General features: G+C 68.6%; 17 protein-coding genes. 4 read left to right on the top strand and 13 right to left on the bottom strand.

Annotated features, from left to right (window positions below):
• Positions 1–74: 74 nt before the first annotated feature.
• The 3 genes from lipA to VK92_RS18795 form a co-directional block, all read right to left on the bottom strand.
• The gene (lipA, locus tag VK92_RS18805) at positions 75–1,067 is read right to left on the bottom strand and encodes a lipoyl synthase (protein ID WP_011886137.1); all 993 of its coding nucleotides are present in this window, start codon (positions 1,065–1,067) and stop codon (positions 75–77) included.
• Positions 1,060–1,818, bottom strand: a complete 759-nt coding sequence (gene lipB / locus VK92_RS18800) for a lipoyl(octanoyl) transferase LipB (RefSeq protein ID WP_021157036.1) — start codon at positions 1,816–1,818, stop codon at positions 1,060–1,062. Before lipB ends, lipA begins: the two co-directional genes overlap by 8 nt.
• A gap of 84 nt (positions 1,819–1,902) precedes the next feature.
• Entirely contained in the window at positions 1,903–2,229 is a 327-nt protein-coding gene (locus tag VK92_RS18795) for a DUF2917 domain-containing protein (RefSeq protein ID WP_021157035.1), read from the bottom strand.
• A gap of 102 nt (positions 2,230–2,331) precedes the next feature.
• Here VK92_RS18795 and VK92_RS18790 point away from each other — a divergent pair, with 102 nt between their 5' ends.
• A complete protein-coding gene (locus tag VK92_RS18790) occupies positions 2,332–3,318 on the top strand; it encodes a transcriptional regulator GcvA (RefSeq protein ID WP_048023881.1) in 987 nt (328 codons plus the stop codon).
• Here the strand turns inward: VK92_RS18790 and VK92_RS18785 are convergent.
• From VK92_RS18785 to VK92_RS18740, 10 genes are all read right to left on the bottom strand, one after another.
• Positions 3,302–3,610, bottom strand: coding sequence for an HP0495 family protein (locus VK92_RS18785; RefSeq protein WP_011353335.1), 309 nt, complete (start codon positions 3,608–3,610; stop codon positions 3,302–3,304). The genes VK92_RS18790 and VK92_RS18785 overlap by 17 nt on opposite strands.
• Positions 3,610–4,536, bottom strand: coding sequence for a D-amino acid aminotransferase (locus VK92_RS18780; RefSeq protein ID WP_048023880.1), 927 nt, complete (start codon positions 4,534–4,536; stop codon positions 3,610–3,612). The genes VK92_RS18785 and VK92_RS18780 overlap by 1 nt, the downstream gene beginning before the upstream one ends.
• Positions 4,537–4,584: 48 nt before the next feature.
• On the bottom strand, positions 4,585–5,895 hold the full coding sequence (locus VK92_RS18775; protein ID WP_021157031.1) for a D-alanyl-D-alanine carboxypeptidase family protein: 1,311 nt from the start codon (positions 5,893–5,895) through the stop codon (positions 4,585–4,587).
• A 484-nt stretch (positions 5,896–6,379) separates the two neighbouring features.
• A complete protein-coding gene (locus VK92_RS18770) occupies positions 6,380–7,024 on the bottom strand; it encodes an alpha/beta hydrolase (protein WP_021157030.1) in 645 nt (214 codons plus the stop codon).
• 13 nt (positions 7,025–7,037) lie between these two features.
• Positions 7,038–7,355, bottom strand: a complete 318-nt coding sequence (locus VK92_RS18765; RefSeq protein ID WP_011694422.1) for a (2Fe-2S) ferredoxin domain-containing protein — start codon at positions 7,353–7,355, stop codon at positions 7,038–7,040.
• 317 nt (positions 7,356–7,672) lie between these two features.
• Entirely contained in the window at positions 7,673–8,824 is a 1,152-nt protein-coding gene (locus VK92_RS18760; RefSeq protein ID WP_048023876.1) for a VanZ family protein, read from the bottom strand.
• Positions 8,825–8,843: 19 nt separating this feature from the next.
• Entirely contained in the window at positions 8,844–9,467 is a 624-nt protein-coding gene (locus tag VK92_RS18755) for an ABC-type transport auxiliary lipoprotein family protein (protein ID WP_048023905.1), read from the bottom strand.
• Between the two features lie 38 nt (positions 9,468–9,505).
• Positions 9,506–10,435 carry an MlaD family protein gene (locus tag VK92_RS18750; RefSeq protein ID WP_021164215.1) on the bottom strand — a complete coding sequence of 310 codons (930 nt, stop codon included), beginning with the start codon at positions 10,433–10,435 and terminating at the stop codon, positions 9,506–9,508.
• An 18-nt stretch (positions 10,436–10,453) separates the two neighbouring features.
• Positions 10,454–11,368 (bottom strand): ABC transporter ATP-binding protein, encoded by a 915-nt coding sequence (locus VK92_RS18745; RefSeq protein ID WP_021164214.1) that lies wholly within the window; start codon positions 11,366–11,368, stop codon positions 10,454–10,456.
• A complete protein-coding gene (locus tag VK92_RS18740; RefSeq protein WP_021164213.1) occupies positions 11,365–12,489 on the bottom strand; it encodes an MlaE family ABC transporter permease in 1,125 nt (374 codons plus the stop codon). Before VK92_RS18740 ends, VK92_RS18745 begins: the two co-directional genes overlap by 4 nt.
• Positions 12,490–12,782: 293 nt before the next feature.
• Here VK92_RS18740 and VK92_RS18735 point away from each other — a divergent pair, with 293 nt between their 5' ends.
• The 3 genes from VK92_RS18735 (at position 12,783) to VK92_RS18725 (ending at position 16,457) form a co-directional block, all read left to right on the top strand.
• On the top strand, positions 12,783–14,852 hold the full coding sequence (locus tag VK92_RS18735; RefSeq protein WP_021164211.1) for a bifunctional 2',3'-cyclic-nucleotide 2'-phosphodiesterase/3'-nucleotidase: 2,070 nt from the start codon (positions 12,783–12,785) through the stop codon (positions 14,850–14,852).
• A gap of 8 nt (positions 14,853–14,860) precedes the next feature.
• On the top strand, positions 14,861–15,706 hold the full coding sequence (locus VK92_RS18730) for a tetratricopeptide repeat protein (protein ID WP_048023874.1): 846 nt from the start codon (positions 14,861–14,863) through the stop codon (positions 15,704–15,706).
• 199 nt (positions 15,707–15,905) lie between these two features.
• Positions 15,906–16,457 carry a hypothetical protein gene (locus tag VK92_RS18725; protein ID WP_048023872.1) on the top strand — a complete coding sequence of 184 codons (552 nt, stop codon included), beginning with the start codon at positions 15,906–15,908 and terminating at the stop codon, positions 16,455–16,457.
• The last annotated feature ends 135 nt before the right edge of the window (positions 16,458–16,592 follow it).

Genomic DNA, 16,592 nt, shown 5'->3' with positions numbered 1-16,592 from the left:
GCCGCACCAACGAAAAAGCCCGCATCGCTGCGGGCTTTTTTCTGGCTCGTCAGAGGACGACGAAGCAAGCGGGCTCAGACCACCCCTGCGCCATGCGCCTGCAGGTCGGCGTGATAGCTCGACCGCACCATCGCGCCGACGGCCGCGTGCGTGAAGCCCATCTTGTACGCCTCTTCCTCGTACATCTTGAACGTATCGGGATGCACGTACGCGCGCACCGGCAGGTGGTGCTCGGACGGCTGCAGGTACTGGCCGATCGTCAGCATGTCGACGTCGTGCGCGCGCAGGTCGCGCATCACCTGCAGGATTTCCTCTTCGGTCTCGCCGAGGCCGACCATCAGGCCCGACTTCGTCGCGACGTCCGGATGCAGCGCCTTGAAGTCCTTCAGGAGCTTCAGCGAGTGCGCATAGTCCGAACCCGGGCGCGCTTCCTTGTACAGGCGCGGCACCGTTTCGAGGTTATGGTTCATCACGTCCGGCGGCGCGGCGTTCAGGATCGAGATCGCGCGGTCGAGACGGCCGCGGAAGTCCGGCGTCAGGATCTCGATGCGCGTGTCCGGCGACTGCGCGCGCGTTTCGCGGATGCATTCGACGAAGTGGGCGGCGCCGCCGTCGCGCAGGTCGTCGCGGTCGACGCTCGTGATCACCACGTACTTGAGCTTCAGCGCGGCGATCGTGCGCGCGAGGTTCTTCGGTTCATCCGCGTCAAGCGGGTCGGGACGGCCGTGGCCGACGTCGCAGAACGGGCAGCGGCGCGTGCACTTGTCGCCCATGATCATGAACGTCGCGGTGCCCTTGCCGAAGCATTCGCCGATGTTCGGGCAGCTCGCTTCCTCGCACACCGTATGCAGGTTGTGCTCCCGCAGGATCGTCTTGATCTCGTTGAAGCGCGAGCTGCCGGTGGCCGCCTTCACGCGGATCCACTCGGGCTTCTTCAGCTTTTCGATCGGAATGACCTTGATCGGGATGCGCGCCGTCTTCGCCTGCGCCTTCTGCTTGGCGGTCGGATCGTAGGCAGGGGTCGCGGCCGGATCGGCCGGTGCGGGGGAAGCGGTAACGTCAGTCATTCGAATGTTGTTCCAGTGCCTGCGGCTTGTCGGCGGCCGCGGATGCGCCGTCGAGGTTGGCGATCAGACGGCGCACCAGCGTATGGGCGACGTCGTTCCAGTCGGCGGCAACCTCGAGGCTCGCCATGTCGACAGTTTCCAGTCCGGCATAGCCGCACGGGTTGATCGCAAGAAACGGGCGCAGATCCATCTTCACGTTCAGGCTCAGCCCGTGATAGCTGCAGCCGTTGCGGATCTTCAGGCCGAGGGCCGCGATTTTCGCGCCCTCGTGCACGCCGGATGCCACGTAGATCCCGGGCGCGCCCGCCTTGCGGACCGAAGCGAGATTATACGCCGCGAGGGTTTCGATCACGGCCTCCTCGATCTTCGTCACGAGCGTGCGCACCATCAGCTTGCGCCGGCGCAGGTCCAGCAGCAGGTAGGCGACGATCTGGCCGGGGCCGTGGTAGGTGATCTGCCCGCCGCGGTCGACCTTCACGAGCGGCACGCCGCTGTCGGCCACCAGCAGGTGGGCCGGGTCGCCGGCCTGGCCGAGCGTGTAGACGGGCGGGTGCTCGACCAGCCAGATCTCGTCGCCGGTATCGGCCGTGCGCGTATCGGTGAACGCGCGCATCGCGTCGAAGCTCGTTTCGTAGGTCTCGACGCCCCGCCACCGCACGGTAACCGGCGGGGCCGGCTGATCCGGGGACCCGGCGGGCGATGCGGAAACGGCAACAGGCGTGGACACGATGGAAACCGGCGAAACGGACATGGGCGGTAGTTTACCGAAAACCCGTCGGTCTCGCCGGCCTCGGAGGGGGGACGGATCGCCAGTATCCGTCGGAGGAAATGATGGTCAGACGGTGCGCCATCCGTCGTGGAGCAGCGCGCTCACGCGTTCGCGCAGCCGTGCCAGCCCGCCGAGCGCGACTTCCCGGGGCGGCCGCGACACCGAGAACGCCACGCGCGCGCCCTCCCGGCCTTCCGCGCTGAGCCACAGCCGCTCGCCGCGGCGCAGCTTCAGCGTCTCGCCGTCGACCAGGAAGTAATCGTCGACGTCGTTGCTGCGCGTCGCCCACACCGGCCCGCACTGCACCACCAGCCGCGTGCTGCGCTGTACCTTCAACGGCACGGTTTCGCCCACCGGGATTTCGAACGTGATGCTTGAAGAAATTTCTTGCATGATCGACTCCGCCAATAAGTGCTTCGATGGCTACAATCGTAGTCACTTCAAGGCGTCCGACAAAACGACCAATTTTCACGTCGATGTGAGGAAAATTAGCAAATGGACCTCCGCCAGCTGCCTGCGCTGAACGCGATTCGCGCGTTCGAAGCCGCCGCCCGTCACGAGAATTTCTCGCGCGCCGCCGACGAGCTGTACGTCACGCACGGCGCGGTCAGCCACCAGGTGCGCGCGCTCGAGGAAGAGCTCGGCGTGCAGCTGTTCACGCGCAACGGCAAGCGGCTGTGCCTGACCGACGCCGGCATGCGCTACGCGCAGCAGATCCGCACCGCGCTGATGGTCATCGCCGACGCGACGCGCGACGTGCGCGCGAGCGACCGCGACCGGCGGCTCGTGGTGTCGATGCTGTCGTCGTTTGCCGCACGCTTCATCACGCCGCGCATCGGCTCGTTCATCGAACGGCATCCGGAAATCGACGTCGAGCTGCAGTCGACCAACTCGCTCACCGATTTCGCGCGCGACGACGTCGATCTCGCGATCCGCTTCGGCCACGGCAGTTATCCGGGGCTGCATGTCGAGCCGCTGTTCGACGAAGTGTTCTTTCCGGCATGCGCGCCGACGCTGAACGGCGGCAAGCTGCCGCAAACGCCCGCCGATCTCGTGCACTACAACCTGCTGCGCTCGGACGACGAGCTGTGGCGGCCGTGGTTCGACGCGGCCGGACTCAAGACGCTGACCGAGCCGAAACGGGGGATTCTGTACCAGGATTCGTCGAACCTGCTGCTGGCCGCGATCGACGGCCAGGGCATCGCGCTCGTGCGCCGCTCGCTCGCGGTGCACGACCTGCTCGACGGGCGCATCGTGCGCCTGTTCGACATCGACGGGCCGAGCCCGTGGCACTATTTTTTCGTGTGTCCGCCGCCGCTGCTGAACACGCCGCGCGTGCAGGCGTTCAGAACCTGGCTGTTCGAGGAAGTCGCCGAATACAAGCGGCTGTGCGACGAGCTGGACGCGCGGCGCGCGGCGGGGAAGACCCCCGCCGAGTGCGCGCAGGAAGGAGGATGGAAGGCGCTTAAAGTACGACCTTGACCATCGGATGGCCGGTCAGTGCGCGGTAGATGTTGTCGAGCTGTTCCTGGCTCGTCGCCCGCACGGTGATCGTGAGGCCCGTGTAATTGCCGCCGCTCGACGCACGCTCCTCGATCTTCTCGACGTCGATCTCGTTGTCGTGAACGGCCACGACCTTGAAGATCGTGTCCTTGAACTCGGGGTGCGCCTTGCCCATGATCTTGATCGGGAAATCGCACGGAAACTCCAGCAGCGACTCCTTCCGGGTATCGATCGCGCCGGTCACCTCGATGGTTTTGGTCGGTTCGCTCATCATTTTCTCCGGGTTAGGTCAAACTGTTCAAACTCGCGCGCCTTCGCACGCTGGTACGCGTCATACAACGCCGCGAATACGGGGCCCGGCTTGCCGCCATGGACGGGCAGATCGTCGAGCGACGTGACGGGCAGCACTTCCTTCGTGGCCGACGTGATCATGATCTCGTCGGCCGCGCGCAATTCCACTTCGCTGATCTCGCGCGCGACGAACGGGATCCTGCATTCGTCGGCCAGCTCCTCGATCAGCGCGTAGCGGATCCCTTCGAGGATCTTGTTGCTGCGCGGCGGCGCGAGCAGCTCGCCGTTCTTCACGATCCATACGTTCGACGACGAACCTTCCGTCAGGTTGCCGTCGCGCAGCTGCAGCGTCTCGAACGCATCGCGTTCGGCCGCATGCTGCGCCATCAGCACGTTGCCGAGCAGCGAGATCGACTTGATGTCGCAATGCAGCCAGCGGCGGTCCTCGGCCGTCACGCAGCGCACGCCCTGCGCGCGTTCGTCGGCGGACGGCAGGCGCAGCGGGCTCGTCATCACGAACACCGTCGGCACCGCGTTCGCCGGGAACGCGTGGCCGCGCTTCGCGACGCCGCGCGTCACCTGCAGGTAGACGAGCGCGTTGCCGTCGCCGAGCCCTTCGGCATTCGCCGCGACGACGCGCTCGATCAGCGCGCGCCAGCCCGCGTCGTCGTGCGGGCTGGCGATGCCGATCTTCTTCAGGCTGCGCTCGAGCCGCGCCAGATGCTGCTCGATCCGGAACGGCACGTGCGCGCCGTCGTGCGCATAAACGGGCACCACTTCATACACGCCGTCGCCGAAGATGAACCCGCGGTCGAGCACCGGTACACGGGCTTCCGACAGCGGCACCATTTCCTCCTGCGACGACACGCTGAGGTAGACGATCGGTTCGAATTCGGCTTGGCTCATGGTTATGACAGATGGGGATGAAGTCGTGAAAACAAAGACCCGTCGTGCTTACTTCTTCTTGCTGAACATCAGCAGGATCGAGTCCCAGATACGCCCGAAGATACCCGCTTCCGGCACGGCCTGCAGTGCGACGACCGGGAATTCGGACAGCGTCTTGCCGTCGGCGACGATCTTCACCGTGCCGACCTGCTGGCCTGCCGCGAGCGGCGCGATCAGCGGCGCGTTGACGTCGACTTCCGTCTTGACCTTGTCGCCGAGGCCGCGCGGCACGGTCGCCCACTGGTCGCCCTTCACGCCCACCTGCACGGTGTTTTCCTTGCCCTTGTAGATGCGCGGCGTCGACATCGCCTGGCCGCCCTTGAACAGGCGCACCGAATCGAACGCGCTGTAGCCGTAGTTCAGCATCTTCATGCTGTCCTGCGTGCGCTCGCTTTCCTTCTGCTCGCCCATCATCACCGACACCAGGCGGCGCTGGCCGTCCACACCCGGGATCGCGCGCTTCGCCGACGCGATCAGGCAGTAGCCGGCCGCCTGCGTATGGCCCGTCTTCAGGCCGTCGACCGTCGGATCCAGCCACAGCAGGCGGTTGCGGTTGCCCTGGCGGATGTTGTTGTACTTGAATTCCTTCTCCGAGAAGATGCTGTAGTACTGCGGAAAATCGCGGATCAGGTGCGCGGACAGCTTCGCGAGGTCGCCGGCCGTCGTGTAGTGGTTCGGGTCGGGCATGCCGTTCACGTCGGCGAAGTGCGTGCCCTTCATGCCGAGGCGCGCCGCCTCGTCGTTCATCATCGTGACGAACTGCCCTTCGCTGCCGCCGACCAGTTCGGCCAGCGCGATCGCGGCGTCGTTGCCCGACTGGATGATCATCCCGTACACCAGGTCGTGCACCGACACCGGCTTGTTCGCCTCGATGAACATGCGCGACTCGTCGCGGCCGACGCGGCGCACGGCTTCGCTCGGCGTGACGATCTGCTCCATCGAGATCTTCTTCTTGTCGAGCGCCTCGAACACGAGGTACGCCGTCATCAGCTTCGTCAGCGATGCGGGCTCGACGCGTTCATCGGCATTGCCCGACGCGAGCACCGTGTTGCTGGTCGCATCGACGAGCACCCACGAGCGCGCATTCACGCCCGGCGGCGGCACCGCGCCCGGCATGTAGGTCGCGGGCGCGCCGGTGAACTGCTCGGCGGCCGGCGCCGCATGCGCGGCCTTGGCCTTGGCGGCCGGCTTGGCCTCGGCGACGACGATCGTCGACGCGAGCGCGACAGGCAGCATCACGCCGAGCGCGACGTTGCGCGCGGCGGTGCCGAAGGCGATGGAGGAAGCGAGGGACTTGAGGCCTTGGGAAGACAGACGCATGATCGATTCAGGCTGATGGCAGAAAGTGCGGTGCGAAACGCGCAGGGTTGAACGGCAAGGCGGCGGGCGTTTCGGGCACTCGCCCGAAATCGTCGGGCGACGCGAAACGCGCCGGTTGGACTCGTGCGGGCGCGTTCGGTTCGCGGCCGTCGCGAGCGGGCGGACAGGCGGCGAAACGAGCGCCGCATGGGCCCAGCCGGGCCGCGGGCGACGCGGAATCCGGCCATTATACGTGGCCGCGCAGCGCGTTTTCGCGAACCTGGCGCAGGATCGCCGTCCATCTTCATCGGGCGCGGGGTGCCGGCAAGCTGCGCGTCATCGCACGCGAAGGTGTGCGAAAGGTGTGCGCAGGAGAAGGAGAAGTCGGGTCGCGCCGCACGCCGCGGCGCGATGTCGCGAGAAGGGAAACGCGCATCCGGCGCCGGCCGGAGCACGTATAGCAACACCGTGCGGGCCGGCGTCGCGCCGGCCTCCCGCGTGCCGGCTAGCGCCAGGCGTCGACGATGATGCGTTTGAGCACGTGCAGCTTGCGATGCAGGAAATGCTCGGCGCCGGGGATCACGACGACCGGCAGTTCCTGCGGCCGCGCCCAGTCGTACACCGACGCGATCGGCACCGTGTCGTCGGTTTCGCCGTGGATCACGAGCGTGTTCTCGGGCACGTCGGCCACCTGCCAGCGGCTCGCTGCCGTGCCGACGAACACCATCCGTTCGATCGTCTCGCCCGCGTCGCGCAGCCGCTTCGCGACGTGCGACAGCACGAAGGTGCCGAACGAGAAGCCCGCGAGCACGAGCGGCAGGTCCGCATACGCGGGCTGCGCGCGCATGTGCGCGAGCACCGCGAGCAGGTCGTCGGCCTCGCCGGTGCCGTTGTCGTGCACGCCTTCGGTCGCGCCGACGCCGCGGAAGTTCGACCGGAACACGACGTAGTTCAACTGCACGAGCGTGCGCGCGAGCGTTTGCGCGACCTTGTTGTCCATCGTGCCGCCGAACAGCGGATGCGGATGCGCGACGAGCGCGATGCCGCGCGGCGCGGCGCCGCCTTCGCGCACGGCATCGGGGAGGTCGACCGCGATTTCGATCTGCCCGACCGGGCCCGCGATCAGCGATTTCTGCGTATGAACGTTCATTCGGCCGGCCCGCTCAGATTTTCAGGCGGTCGACGACCTTGCCGTCGCGCAGGTGCGATTCGACGATCTCGTCGATGTCGGCCTGGTCGACGTACGTGTACCACGTGCCTTCCGGATACACGACCATCACCGGCCCTTCCTCGCAGCGGTCGAGGCAGCCGGCCTTGTTGATGCGAACCTTGCCGGGCCCCGCGAGGCCGAGCTCCTTCACGCGCTTTTTCGCGTATTCCTGCATGGTCTGCGCGTCGCATTGCGCGCAGCTCGGGCGTTCGGCGCCCGGTTCGCGCTGGTTCAGGCAGAAGAAGACGTGGTGCTGGTAGTAGGAATCCATGGTGGTGGCGAGCTGCCCGGCGCAAGGCCGTGCGGAAAAAGGAGCGGTTGCCGCTGCGCGGGGCAACGGGCGTGTAGGGTTCGGTGCCCGGCGGCGCTTGGGTGCCAGCGGATTCGTGCTCGTGACGACGCGCAAACCGCAGCGATGCCTGGCGGTATCGCGAGGATTTGCAACGCGGCCACGGGTGCGAAGGCGCCGCACACACGTGCCGATCGGTGCCGAACACTGCACTCGTGCGGACGATTATAACGAGGGGCGCACGCCGCTGCCCGCGGTACCGCCGCGGCCATCGCGGCGCAACCGCCGCAGCCTTCGCGTCAGCGGCGCAGCACGGCCGGCAGCCATGCGTGCTCGACGCGCTGGCCGAGCCAGATCAGCGCCGCGTAGGGCCAGATCCACGCGAGCCAGCGTGCAAGGCTGTTGAAGTGCACGTAACGGCCCTGCCGCCAGCCCGACAGCGTGAAGTCGAAGAACGGGTTGACGGGCAGCAGGTTCACGAGCGCCACGCCGGCCAGCAGCGCGAGCGCAGCCAGTGTCGCGCGCCACGTCGCCGGCACGTGCAGCGCGACGAGCGCGGCCGCGAAGCCGAGCTCGATCCCGAGCCGCGCGCCGGGCGTCGCCCACACGACGACGAGGCCGGTGGCCGACTGCATGAAGGTCGCGGCCGCCTTCAGCACGAGCGTCGCGGCGACGAGCGCGATCAGCAGCCGGATGCGCGGTGCGCGCGGCCGCATCGCGAGCGACGCGATCGCCAGCGCGGCGAACAGCATCAGGCCGCCGAGCGCGGCCTCCCATGCGGAGTCGGACAGCCAGCCGTCGACGCGCTCGGGCCATTCGCCCACGCGCCACGCGGCCGGCAGCCACGCGAGCAGCGTGTCCTGCATCGACGCGTCGGCACGCTCCCACAGCGCGGCCGGCCAGTCGCCGATGCCGAACAGGAACGGCGACGGGAACAGGATCGCGAACGGCCACAGCCCGGCGAGCAGCAGCGGCGTCGCACCGTCGTCCTCGAACCACGCGAAGCGCAGCCGGCGCAGCGCGCCGCGATCGAGCAGCGCACCGGTGGCCGGCGCGACGAGCGCCGCCCCCAGCAGCGCGCCGAGCGCGTTGGCCGCGAGATCGAGATTCGACGCGACGCGCGTCGGCAGGTAGGTTTGCAGCGCTTCCATCGCGCCCGACAGCAGCACGCCGAGCCCGGCCGCGATCAGCGTCGCGGCCACGCCGCGCCAGCGCGGGTGCAGCGCGAGCACGCCGAGCGCGCCGAACGGCAGGTAGCCGAGCACGTTCGTGACGACGTCGAATGCGGTCACGTAGCGCTGCATCGGCGCGAACAGGTAGTCGAACGGCCCGATGCCGAGCGATACCCAGCCTGCGAACGGATACAGCGACGCGTAGACGATGAGTGCCGCGTAGGCGGCAAAGGCCTGCCGCGCGAGCGGCGATGCGCGAGGCGTGCCGGTCGCGCTCATCGCGGCTGCGCGGCACGCGTCACGGCGTGCCCGCGTACGCCTGGATGCCGACCCATGCGGCGATCTGCGACACGAGCTCGTTGCTCGCCGCCGCGAGCGCGCGGGCGCCGCCCGCCGCGTCGGGCGTGCTCGACGGCGCGCGCGCGACGAACGTGCGCTGGCCGAGCACCTTGCCGTCCAGCGTCAGCGTCGCGCGCGCGGTGACAGCGCCGTAGCTCTGCGACTGGCCGTCGAACACCTGCTCGAATTCGTTCAGGTCGACCTTGAGGGTCGGCGCGCGCACGCCGTCGGCCCCTTCGAGCACCGTGCCGCGCGACGACAGCGCTCCGCGCAGCCGCTGCGTGAGCAGTTGTGCGGGCGGTGCCGTCCAGCGGCTGTCGCGATAGACGGCCACGTGCTGCGCGTCCACGTACGCGAGGCGGTACGCGAATTTGTCGGAGTCGAGCGCGTCGGGCACGACGACGTCGAGCACCTTCAGCGCGGGGGCCGTGCCCGCGGTCACGACCGGAGTGGCCGGCCCGAGGTCGTAGCGGACATTCGACAGCGCCGCGCTGTTGCCGGCGCAGCCGGCCGCGAGCGACAGCGTCAGCACGGCAAGCGCGGCCGCGGCCGGACGCAGCGCGCGGTCAAGGATTCGTGGCATGGCGTGTTCCTGCATGATGTTTCCGGTTTCGATGGGGGTCACTGCCGGGCCGTCGCGCCGGGCCAGACGAAGCCCGCTTCGCCGGGCCCCGGCGCCGCGCCGGGCGAACCGAACAACAGACTGCGCGGGTTGCGGCCAAGTTCACCGGCCACGTCCTTCAATTGCCGCGACGCATCGCCGACGCTGCCGGCCAGCGCGTTGAAGCGCGGCAACGTGTCGTACTGCACGCGCGCGTTGAGATCGTTCAGCGCGACGCCGACCTGCTCGGCGGCCGTGCCGGCCTTGTTCAGGTTCGACACGAGCGGCCCGTTCGGCTGCAGCAGCGTGTTCGCCGACGCCATCGCGCGGTTCACCTCGTGCATCGTTTCCGGCAGCGCGGTGACCGCCGGGCCGAGCTGCTTGGTCAGCGTGGCGGCCCCGTCGGCCGCGTGCTGCAGGCTTTCGGCGGTCGCGCGCAACTGCTCGCGCATCTCGGGCGACATCAGCGCATTCGCGCTCTTCGCGGCCAGCTCGAGCTGCCGCAGCAGCACGTCGCCGCGCTCCTGGATCTGGTCGAACAGGCTCGGCCGCATCGGGATCTGCGCGATCGCCTTCGGCGACGACGGCAGTGGCGCCAGGTCGCGGCCCGTGTCCTCGAGCTGCACGAACGCGATCCCCGTCACGCCCTGGAAGCCGAGGCTGCCGTAGGTCGACTGCGTGATCGGCGCGTCGTGGTCGACGAGGATCCGGATCCTGATCTGCCCCGGGTGCGCGCGGTCGAAGCCGATCGACTGCACCTTGCCGACGTCGAGGCCGCGAAAGCGCACGGCCGCGTCCGGGAACAGCCCCGTCACGTTGGTGCGCGCGAGCAGGTCGTACGGCACGCGCACGGTGCGGTCGACGTTGAACCAGAACACGGTGCCCGCGATCGCGAGCGTCAGCGCGATCGTGAACAGGCCGGCCCAGAACGCATGTGATTTGTTTTCCATTCGAGGATTCCTTCGTGCCTACAGCTCGACGCTCGACAGCGCCGGTTCGAGGGCCGCCTTCGGCAGCTTCGCGCGCCGCTCGGGCGGCAGCGCCTGCAATGCGCGGCGCCCGCGCAGCCCCAGGAAATATTCGTGGATGAACGGATGGTCGACGTTCGCGGCCTCCTCCACCGGCGCGGCGACCAGCACCTTGCGGTCGGCCAGCACCGCGACACGCGTCGACAGCGCGACCATCGTGTCGAGATCGTGCGTCACCATCACGACGGTCAGCCCGAGCGTGCGGTGGAGCGTCGCGATCAGCTCGACGAATTCGTCCGACGCCTGCGGATCGAGGCCGGCCGTCGGCTCGTCGAGGAACAGCAGCTCGGGCTCGAGCGCGATCGCGCGCGCGATGCCGACCCGCTTGACCATCCCGCCCGACAGCGCGGCCGGCATCTTCGACGCGTGCTTGCACGGCAGCCCGACCATCTCGAGCTTGAGCATCACGATGTCGTGCAGCAGGTCCGGCGGCACGCGGCCGAGCTCGCGCAGCGGCTGCGCGACGTTGTCGAACACCGTCATCGACGAGAACAGCGCGCCCTGCTGGAACAGCATCCCGGAGCGCGTGCGCATCATCCGCGCGCTCGCGTCGTCGATCGTCGCCGTATCCTCGCCGAACACCTTGATCGTGCCCGACGTCGGCCGCTCGAGGCCGAGGATCTGCCGCACGAGCGTGGTCTTGCCGGAGCCCGAGCCGCCGACGATCGACACGATCTCGCCGCGTCGCACGTCGAAGTCGAGCTTCTGATGAATGATGTTGCGCCCGTAGCGCTTGGTCAGGTTGCGCACCTCGATCACGAGATCGCCGGGAGCGGCCGCCGCGGCCGGCCGCTCGCCGACCGACCCGGCACCGATGGCCGCGGCGTGCGCGGTCGTTTCGTTCGATGCGTTCATCCGAGCCCCACGTTCTGGAACAGGATCGCGAACACCGCGTCGGCGAGGATCACGACCGTGATCGACGTCACGACCGACGTGGTCGTGCCTTCGCCGAGGCTCTGCGAGTTCGCCTTGATCCGGAAGCCGAAATGGCAGGCGACCAGCGCGATCAGCATGCCGAACACGACGCCCTTGCCGACCCCGATGTACAGGTTCGCGATCGGCACGACGCCCGGCAGCGAGCGCACGAAATAGTTGACGTCGATCCCGAGCACGAGCTTCGCGGCGAGCGCGCCGCCCGTCAGCGCGATGATGTTCGTCCACATCACGAGCAGCGGCATCGCGACGCCGAGCGCGAGCACGCGCGGCAGGATCAGCCGCAGCCCGTGCGGGATGCCCATCACGCGCATCGCGTCGAGCTCCTCGGTCACGCGCATCACGCCGATCTGCGCGGTGATCGCCGAGCCGGAGCGGCCCGCGACGAGAATCGCCGACAGCACCGGGCCGAGCTCGCGGATCACCGACAGCCCGAGGATGTTCACGATGTAGCGGTTCGCGCCGAACATCTGCAGTTGCTGCGCGGACAGGTAGCTGAGCACGATGCCGATCAGGAACGCGACGAGCGCGGTGATCGGCAGCGCCTGGGCGCCCGCGCTGTAGATGTTCGCGGAGGTCTCCTTCCACGGCATCGTCTGCGGACGGCGCAACACCGACAGCGCATCGAGGATCACGAGGCCGAACAGCGCGATACCGCCCTGCAGGTGCTCGCCGAACCGGAAGATCGCCTGGCCGAGCCGCGTGACGGGATCGACGCGCACGACGCGCTCGGGCGCCTCGCGCTCGCTGTCGAGCCGCTCGATGCGCTCGAAGATCGTGCGCTGCGTGGCGCTCAGCGCGACGCCGTCCGGCAGCTTGCGACCCCACACGCGCCACAGCGCCTGGCCGCCGACGTGGTCGAGCCGCTCGATGCCGGACAGATCCCATTCGCTCACGCGCCCGGACGCGATGCTCGCGATACGGCGCGCCACCGCGCCGCGATTGCGTGCAAGCGCGAGCGCGGTCCACTGGCCGGTCAGGCGCACCGTCTGGCCCTGGCCGCCGGCGTCGACCGACAGGCCGGGAGGAGTCTCGAAGTCCAAGGGCAGGTTGTTTGCAAAAAGGTGACAGCGGCCATTGTAGCGAACCGCCCGGCGCCGCGACGTGAGGATTTCCGTGCGGGCGGCGAGCTCGGGGCGCGCAGCCGGGGAGCCCGCCCCGGCGTGCGCGAGGAAGCCGCCGCCCGTTGCCCGATGCCGACGTCACCACCTTTCATTCTTCCGTCACGTTTCCTTTCGATACTCTCTCGCGCCGCACATCAGGCCGTCGGCGCCCCGCGCCGCCAATCGTTGCGCACCTCGCGTTTCATAAAACAGAACACCGAACAGGACAACCGATGCGTCTCCCCCTGCTTTCCCGCCGTCGCGTGCCGGCCATCGCCGCGCTCGCCAGCCTCGCCTTCATCCTCGCCGCCTGCGGCGGCGACGACGTCACCTCGCCGCCGGCGACGCCGCCGGCAGCCCAGGCGCCCGTCGGCACGACGGCCACGCTCGCCCTGCTCGAGACGACCGACCTGCACACCAACGTGCTGTCGTACGACTATTTCAAGCTCGCCGCCGACAATTCGCTCGGTTTCGAACGCGTGTCGACGCTGATCGCGCAGGCGCGCAAGCAGTACCCGAACACGCTGCTGCTCGACAACGGCGACACGATCCAGGGCACCGCGCTGTCCGACTACCAGGCGCTCGTGAAGCCGGTCGGCTGCGACCAGACGCTCGCGATCTACAAGGTGATGAACGCCGCGAAATTCGACGGCGGCGGGATCGGCAACCACGAATTCAACTACGGGCTGCCGTACCTGTCGCAGGTGACCGGCAACACGTTCGAGGTCGACGGCCTGCCGGCGCCGGCCCAGCAGAAGAAATGCGCGGGCCCGAACTTCCCGCAGGTGCTCGCGAACGTGATCAGCGCGAAGACCAACGCGCCGCTGTTCACGCCGTACACGATCCTGACCCGCACCGTGACCGCGACCACGCCGGACGGCAAGACGGTCAGCGCGCCCGTGAAGATCGGCATCATCGGCTTCACGCCGCCCGCGATCATGAACTGGGACAAGCGCTGGCTCGACGGCAAGGTCTACACGACCGGCCTGAAGGAAGCGGCCGAGAAGTACATTCCGGAGATGCGCGCGAAGGGCGCCGATCTCGTCGTCGCGATCTCGCACGGCGGCCTCGACAATTCCGCGTATTCGCCGACGATGGAGAACGGCAGCTGGTGGCTGTCGAAGGTGACCGGCATCGACGCGATGCTGATCGGCCACTCGCACCAGGTGTTCCCGGACGCGAACAGCACCGTGTCGCAGTTCAACCTGCCGGGCGTCGACAAGGTCAAGGGCACCGTCAACGGCGTGCCGACCGTGATGGCCAACTACTGGGGCAAGCACCTCGGCGTGATCAAGCTCGGCCTGAAGTTCGACGGCAAGACGTGGAGCGTCGACAAGTCGCAGACGACCGTCGAGGCGCGGCCGATCCAGAACGCCGACAAGAGCTACGTGGCGGCCGATCCGTCGGTTTCCGCCGCGATCGCCGCCGAGCACCAGGCGACGATCGACTATGTGAAGACGCCGATCGGCTCGACCGACTACCGGATGAACTCGTACTTCGCCGATGTCGGCGATCCGGGCGCGATCCAGATCGTCAACGAGGCGCAGGCCGACTACGTGAAGACCTACGTGCAGGCGAACCTGCCGCAATACGCGTCGCTGCCGGTGCTGTCGGTCAGCGCGCCGTTCAAGAGCGGCTTCGGCGGCGGCACCGACTACACCGACGTCGCACCGGGCGCGCTCGCGATCAACAACGCGGCCGACCTGTACCTGTATCCGAACACCGTGTATGCGGTGAAGGTCAGCGGCGCCGACGTGAAGAACTGGCTCGAAACCGCCGCGAAGCGCTTCAACCGGATCGACCCGACCAAGGCGACCGTGCAGCCGCTCGTCAGCACCTTCCCCGGCTACAACTTCGACATGTTCACGTCGGCCGATCTCGCGTATGAAATCGACGTCACGCAGCCGGTCGGCAGCCGGATCAGGAACCTGACGTACAAGGGCGCGCCGATCGACCCGAACGCGCAGTTCATCGTCGCGACCAACAACTACCGCGCGAGCGGCGGCGGCAACTTCCCGGGCCTCGACGGCAGCAAGACGATCTTCGCGTCGCCGGATGCGAACCGCGACGTGCTGATCGCGTTCATCAAGAAACGCGGCGCGATCACGCGCACGGCGGACGGCGCGCAGCGCAGCTGGCGCTTCACGAAGCTCGCGAGCTCGGTCGCGCACGTGCAGTTCGCGTCCGCACCGAACCGCCTCGGCGACGCGGCGGCGGCCGGCCTGACCGGCATCACGCAGGTCGCAGCCGACGACGGCTCCGGCAAGAACCTCGCCACCTACGAGATCGACCTCACGCAATGAGACACGCGATGCAACCGATCCGGACGATGCGGCCGGCCGAATCCGGCCTCGCCGCTGCCGCGCGGCGCGTGCTGCGCGCGAAACTTCCGCCGGCCGCGCTGCTCGCGGCGGCGGCCGTGACCGTCGCGGCCGTCGTCGCGGCGACCGGCCTGCACGGCGCCGGCTCCACGCCGAGCGCCGCGCAGCTCGACGAGTGGCAGGCAATGGTCACGCAGGCCACCGAGCCGCACGCGCTCGCGCAGTTGCGCACGCTGGCGCGCCGCGGCTCGGGCGACGCGCAGGCGGCGCTCGGCATCGCGCTCGTCGACGCGCGCGAACCGGGGCTGCGCGACGAGGGGCGCGGCTGGCTGGAAACGGCCGCGACGGCGGACGGCAAGGCCGACGCGCCGGCCGCCCGGCGGGCGCAGCTCGCGCTCGGCAAGGCGTTGCTGCTCGGCAGCAGCGACATGCCGAAGGACTATGCACGCGCCCGCACACTGCTCGGCGAAGCGGCCGCGCAGGGCGACCCGGCCGCCGCGTATTACCTCGGGCTGATCTATCGCAGCGGCTACGGGATCGCCGCCGATCCCGTGCAGGCCGCGCACTGGTTCGAGGTCGCGTCGCGCGCGGACATCCCGGCCGCGGACTTCATGCTCGCGAACGCGTACCGCGACGGCAGCGGCGTGCCGCGCGACGACGCACGCGCGCTCGCGCTGTATCGCCGGGCCGCCGAGCACGAGTTGCCGGAAGCCGTGCAGACGCTCGCGATGGCCTATCGCAACGGCGAGCTCGGGCTCAAGCCCGACGCGGACGAATTCCACGCGCAGTGGATCGAGACCGCGCATGCGCTGAAGCATCCGGTCGTCGCGCCGTAACGCGAACCCGCATCGCACCGGCTGCCTGACGCGCAAGCCCCGACGCGCCGCGCATCGATCATCCGGCAACGGAATCGATCGCGGCGCGCGGGTGCGCGCCTGTTGCATTGCCGCCACCCGGCCGCTCCCCGTCGATCGGCCGGCGTGCGGCGATGCATTAACATGCAGCCTCACAATAAAACCTGAGAGAACTGCATTCATGTCCCTTCGCCTGTCCGGGCGTCGCGCTGCTGCCGTCGGCGCCGCCGCCATTGCCATTGCCCTCTCCGCCGCGCCGCTCGCTGCATTCGCCGCGCCGCCCGCCCAACCCGACATCTTCAACGCCGCGATCTGCAATCCGCCGTTCACGTCGGACCTGATGGACTCGATCTACAACACCGTCAAGGCCACCGATCCGAAGCCGGACGAATCGATGCTGGGCGCCGCGGTCTTCCGTCTGCCGGAGCCGATCCACCGGGACGGCTTCACGACGCAGCACGTCGTGTTCACCAGCACCGGGATCGGCGTGCTCGTGGACGGCGAAGTCGCCGGCCAGCTCGCGCAACGCTACAAGCTCGCGCCGGAAAAGGGGCACCTGCTGGGCGCGTCGTCGGCAGGCTATTCGCGCCGCCTGACGGTGCGCGGCCCGGGCGGCGCGCTGATCCTCGTGTCGGCGCGCCAGGGCCCGGCGCTGAAGGGTAAGACGCTGCTTGCGTGCGAAATGACGTCCGAAGAAGACATCAAGGCGCTGGAGCAGATGGAAAAGCATTGAGTCGTGCGGCGGCACGCCGGCGCCGCGCGCATGCGGGCGGCCGCGCGCCGCCCTAGCGGTAGATGCTGGTCGGTCATTGCCGATTGGTCACCGCCGATTGGTCGCTGCCGGTTGGTCACTGCCGATTGGTCACTG

It is taken from the genome of Burkholderia sp. LK4, assembly GCF_001043615.1.
Classification (GTDB): domain Bacteria; phylum Pseudomonadota; class Gammaproteobacteria; order Burkholderiales; family Burkholderiaceae; genus Burkholderia; species Burkholderia cepacia.
The sequence above is the reverse complement of the archived record's forward strand: the minus strand, read 5'-3'. Positions and strand labels throughout refer to the sequence as shown.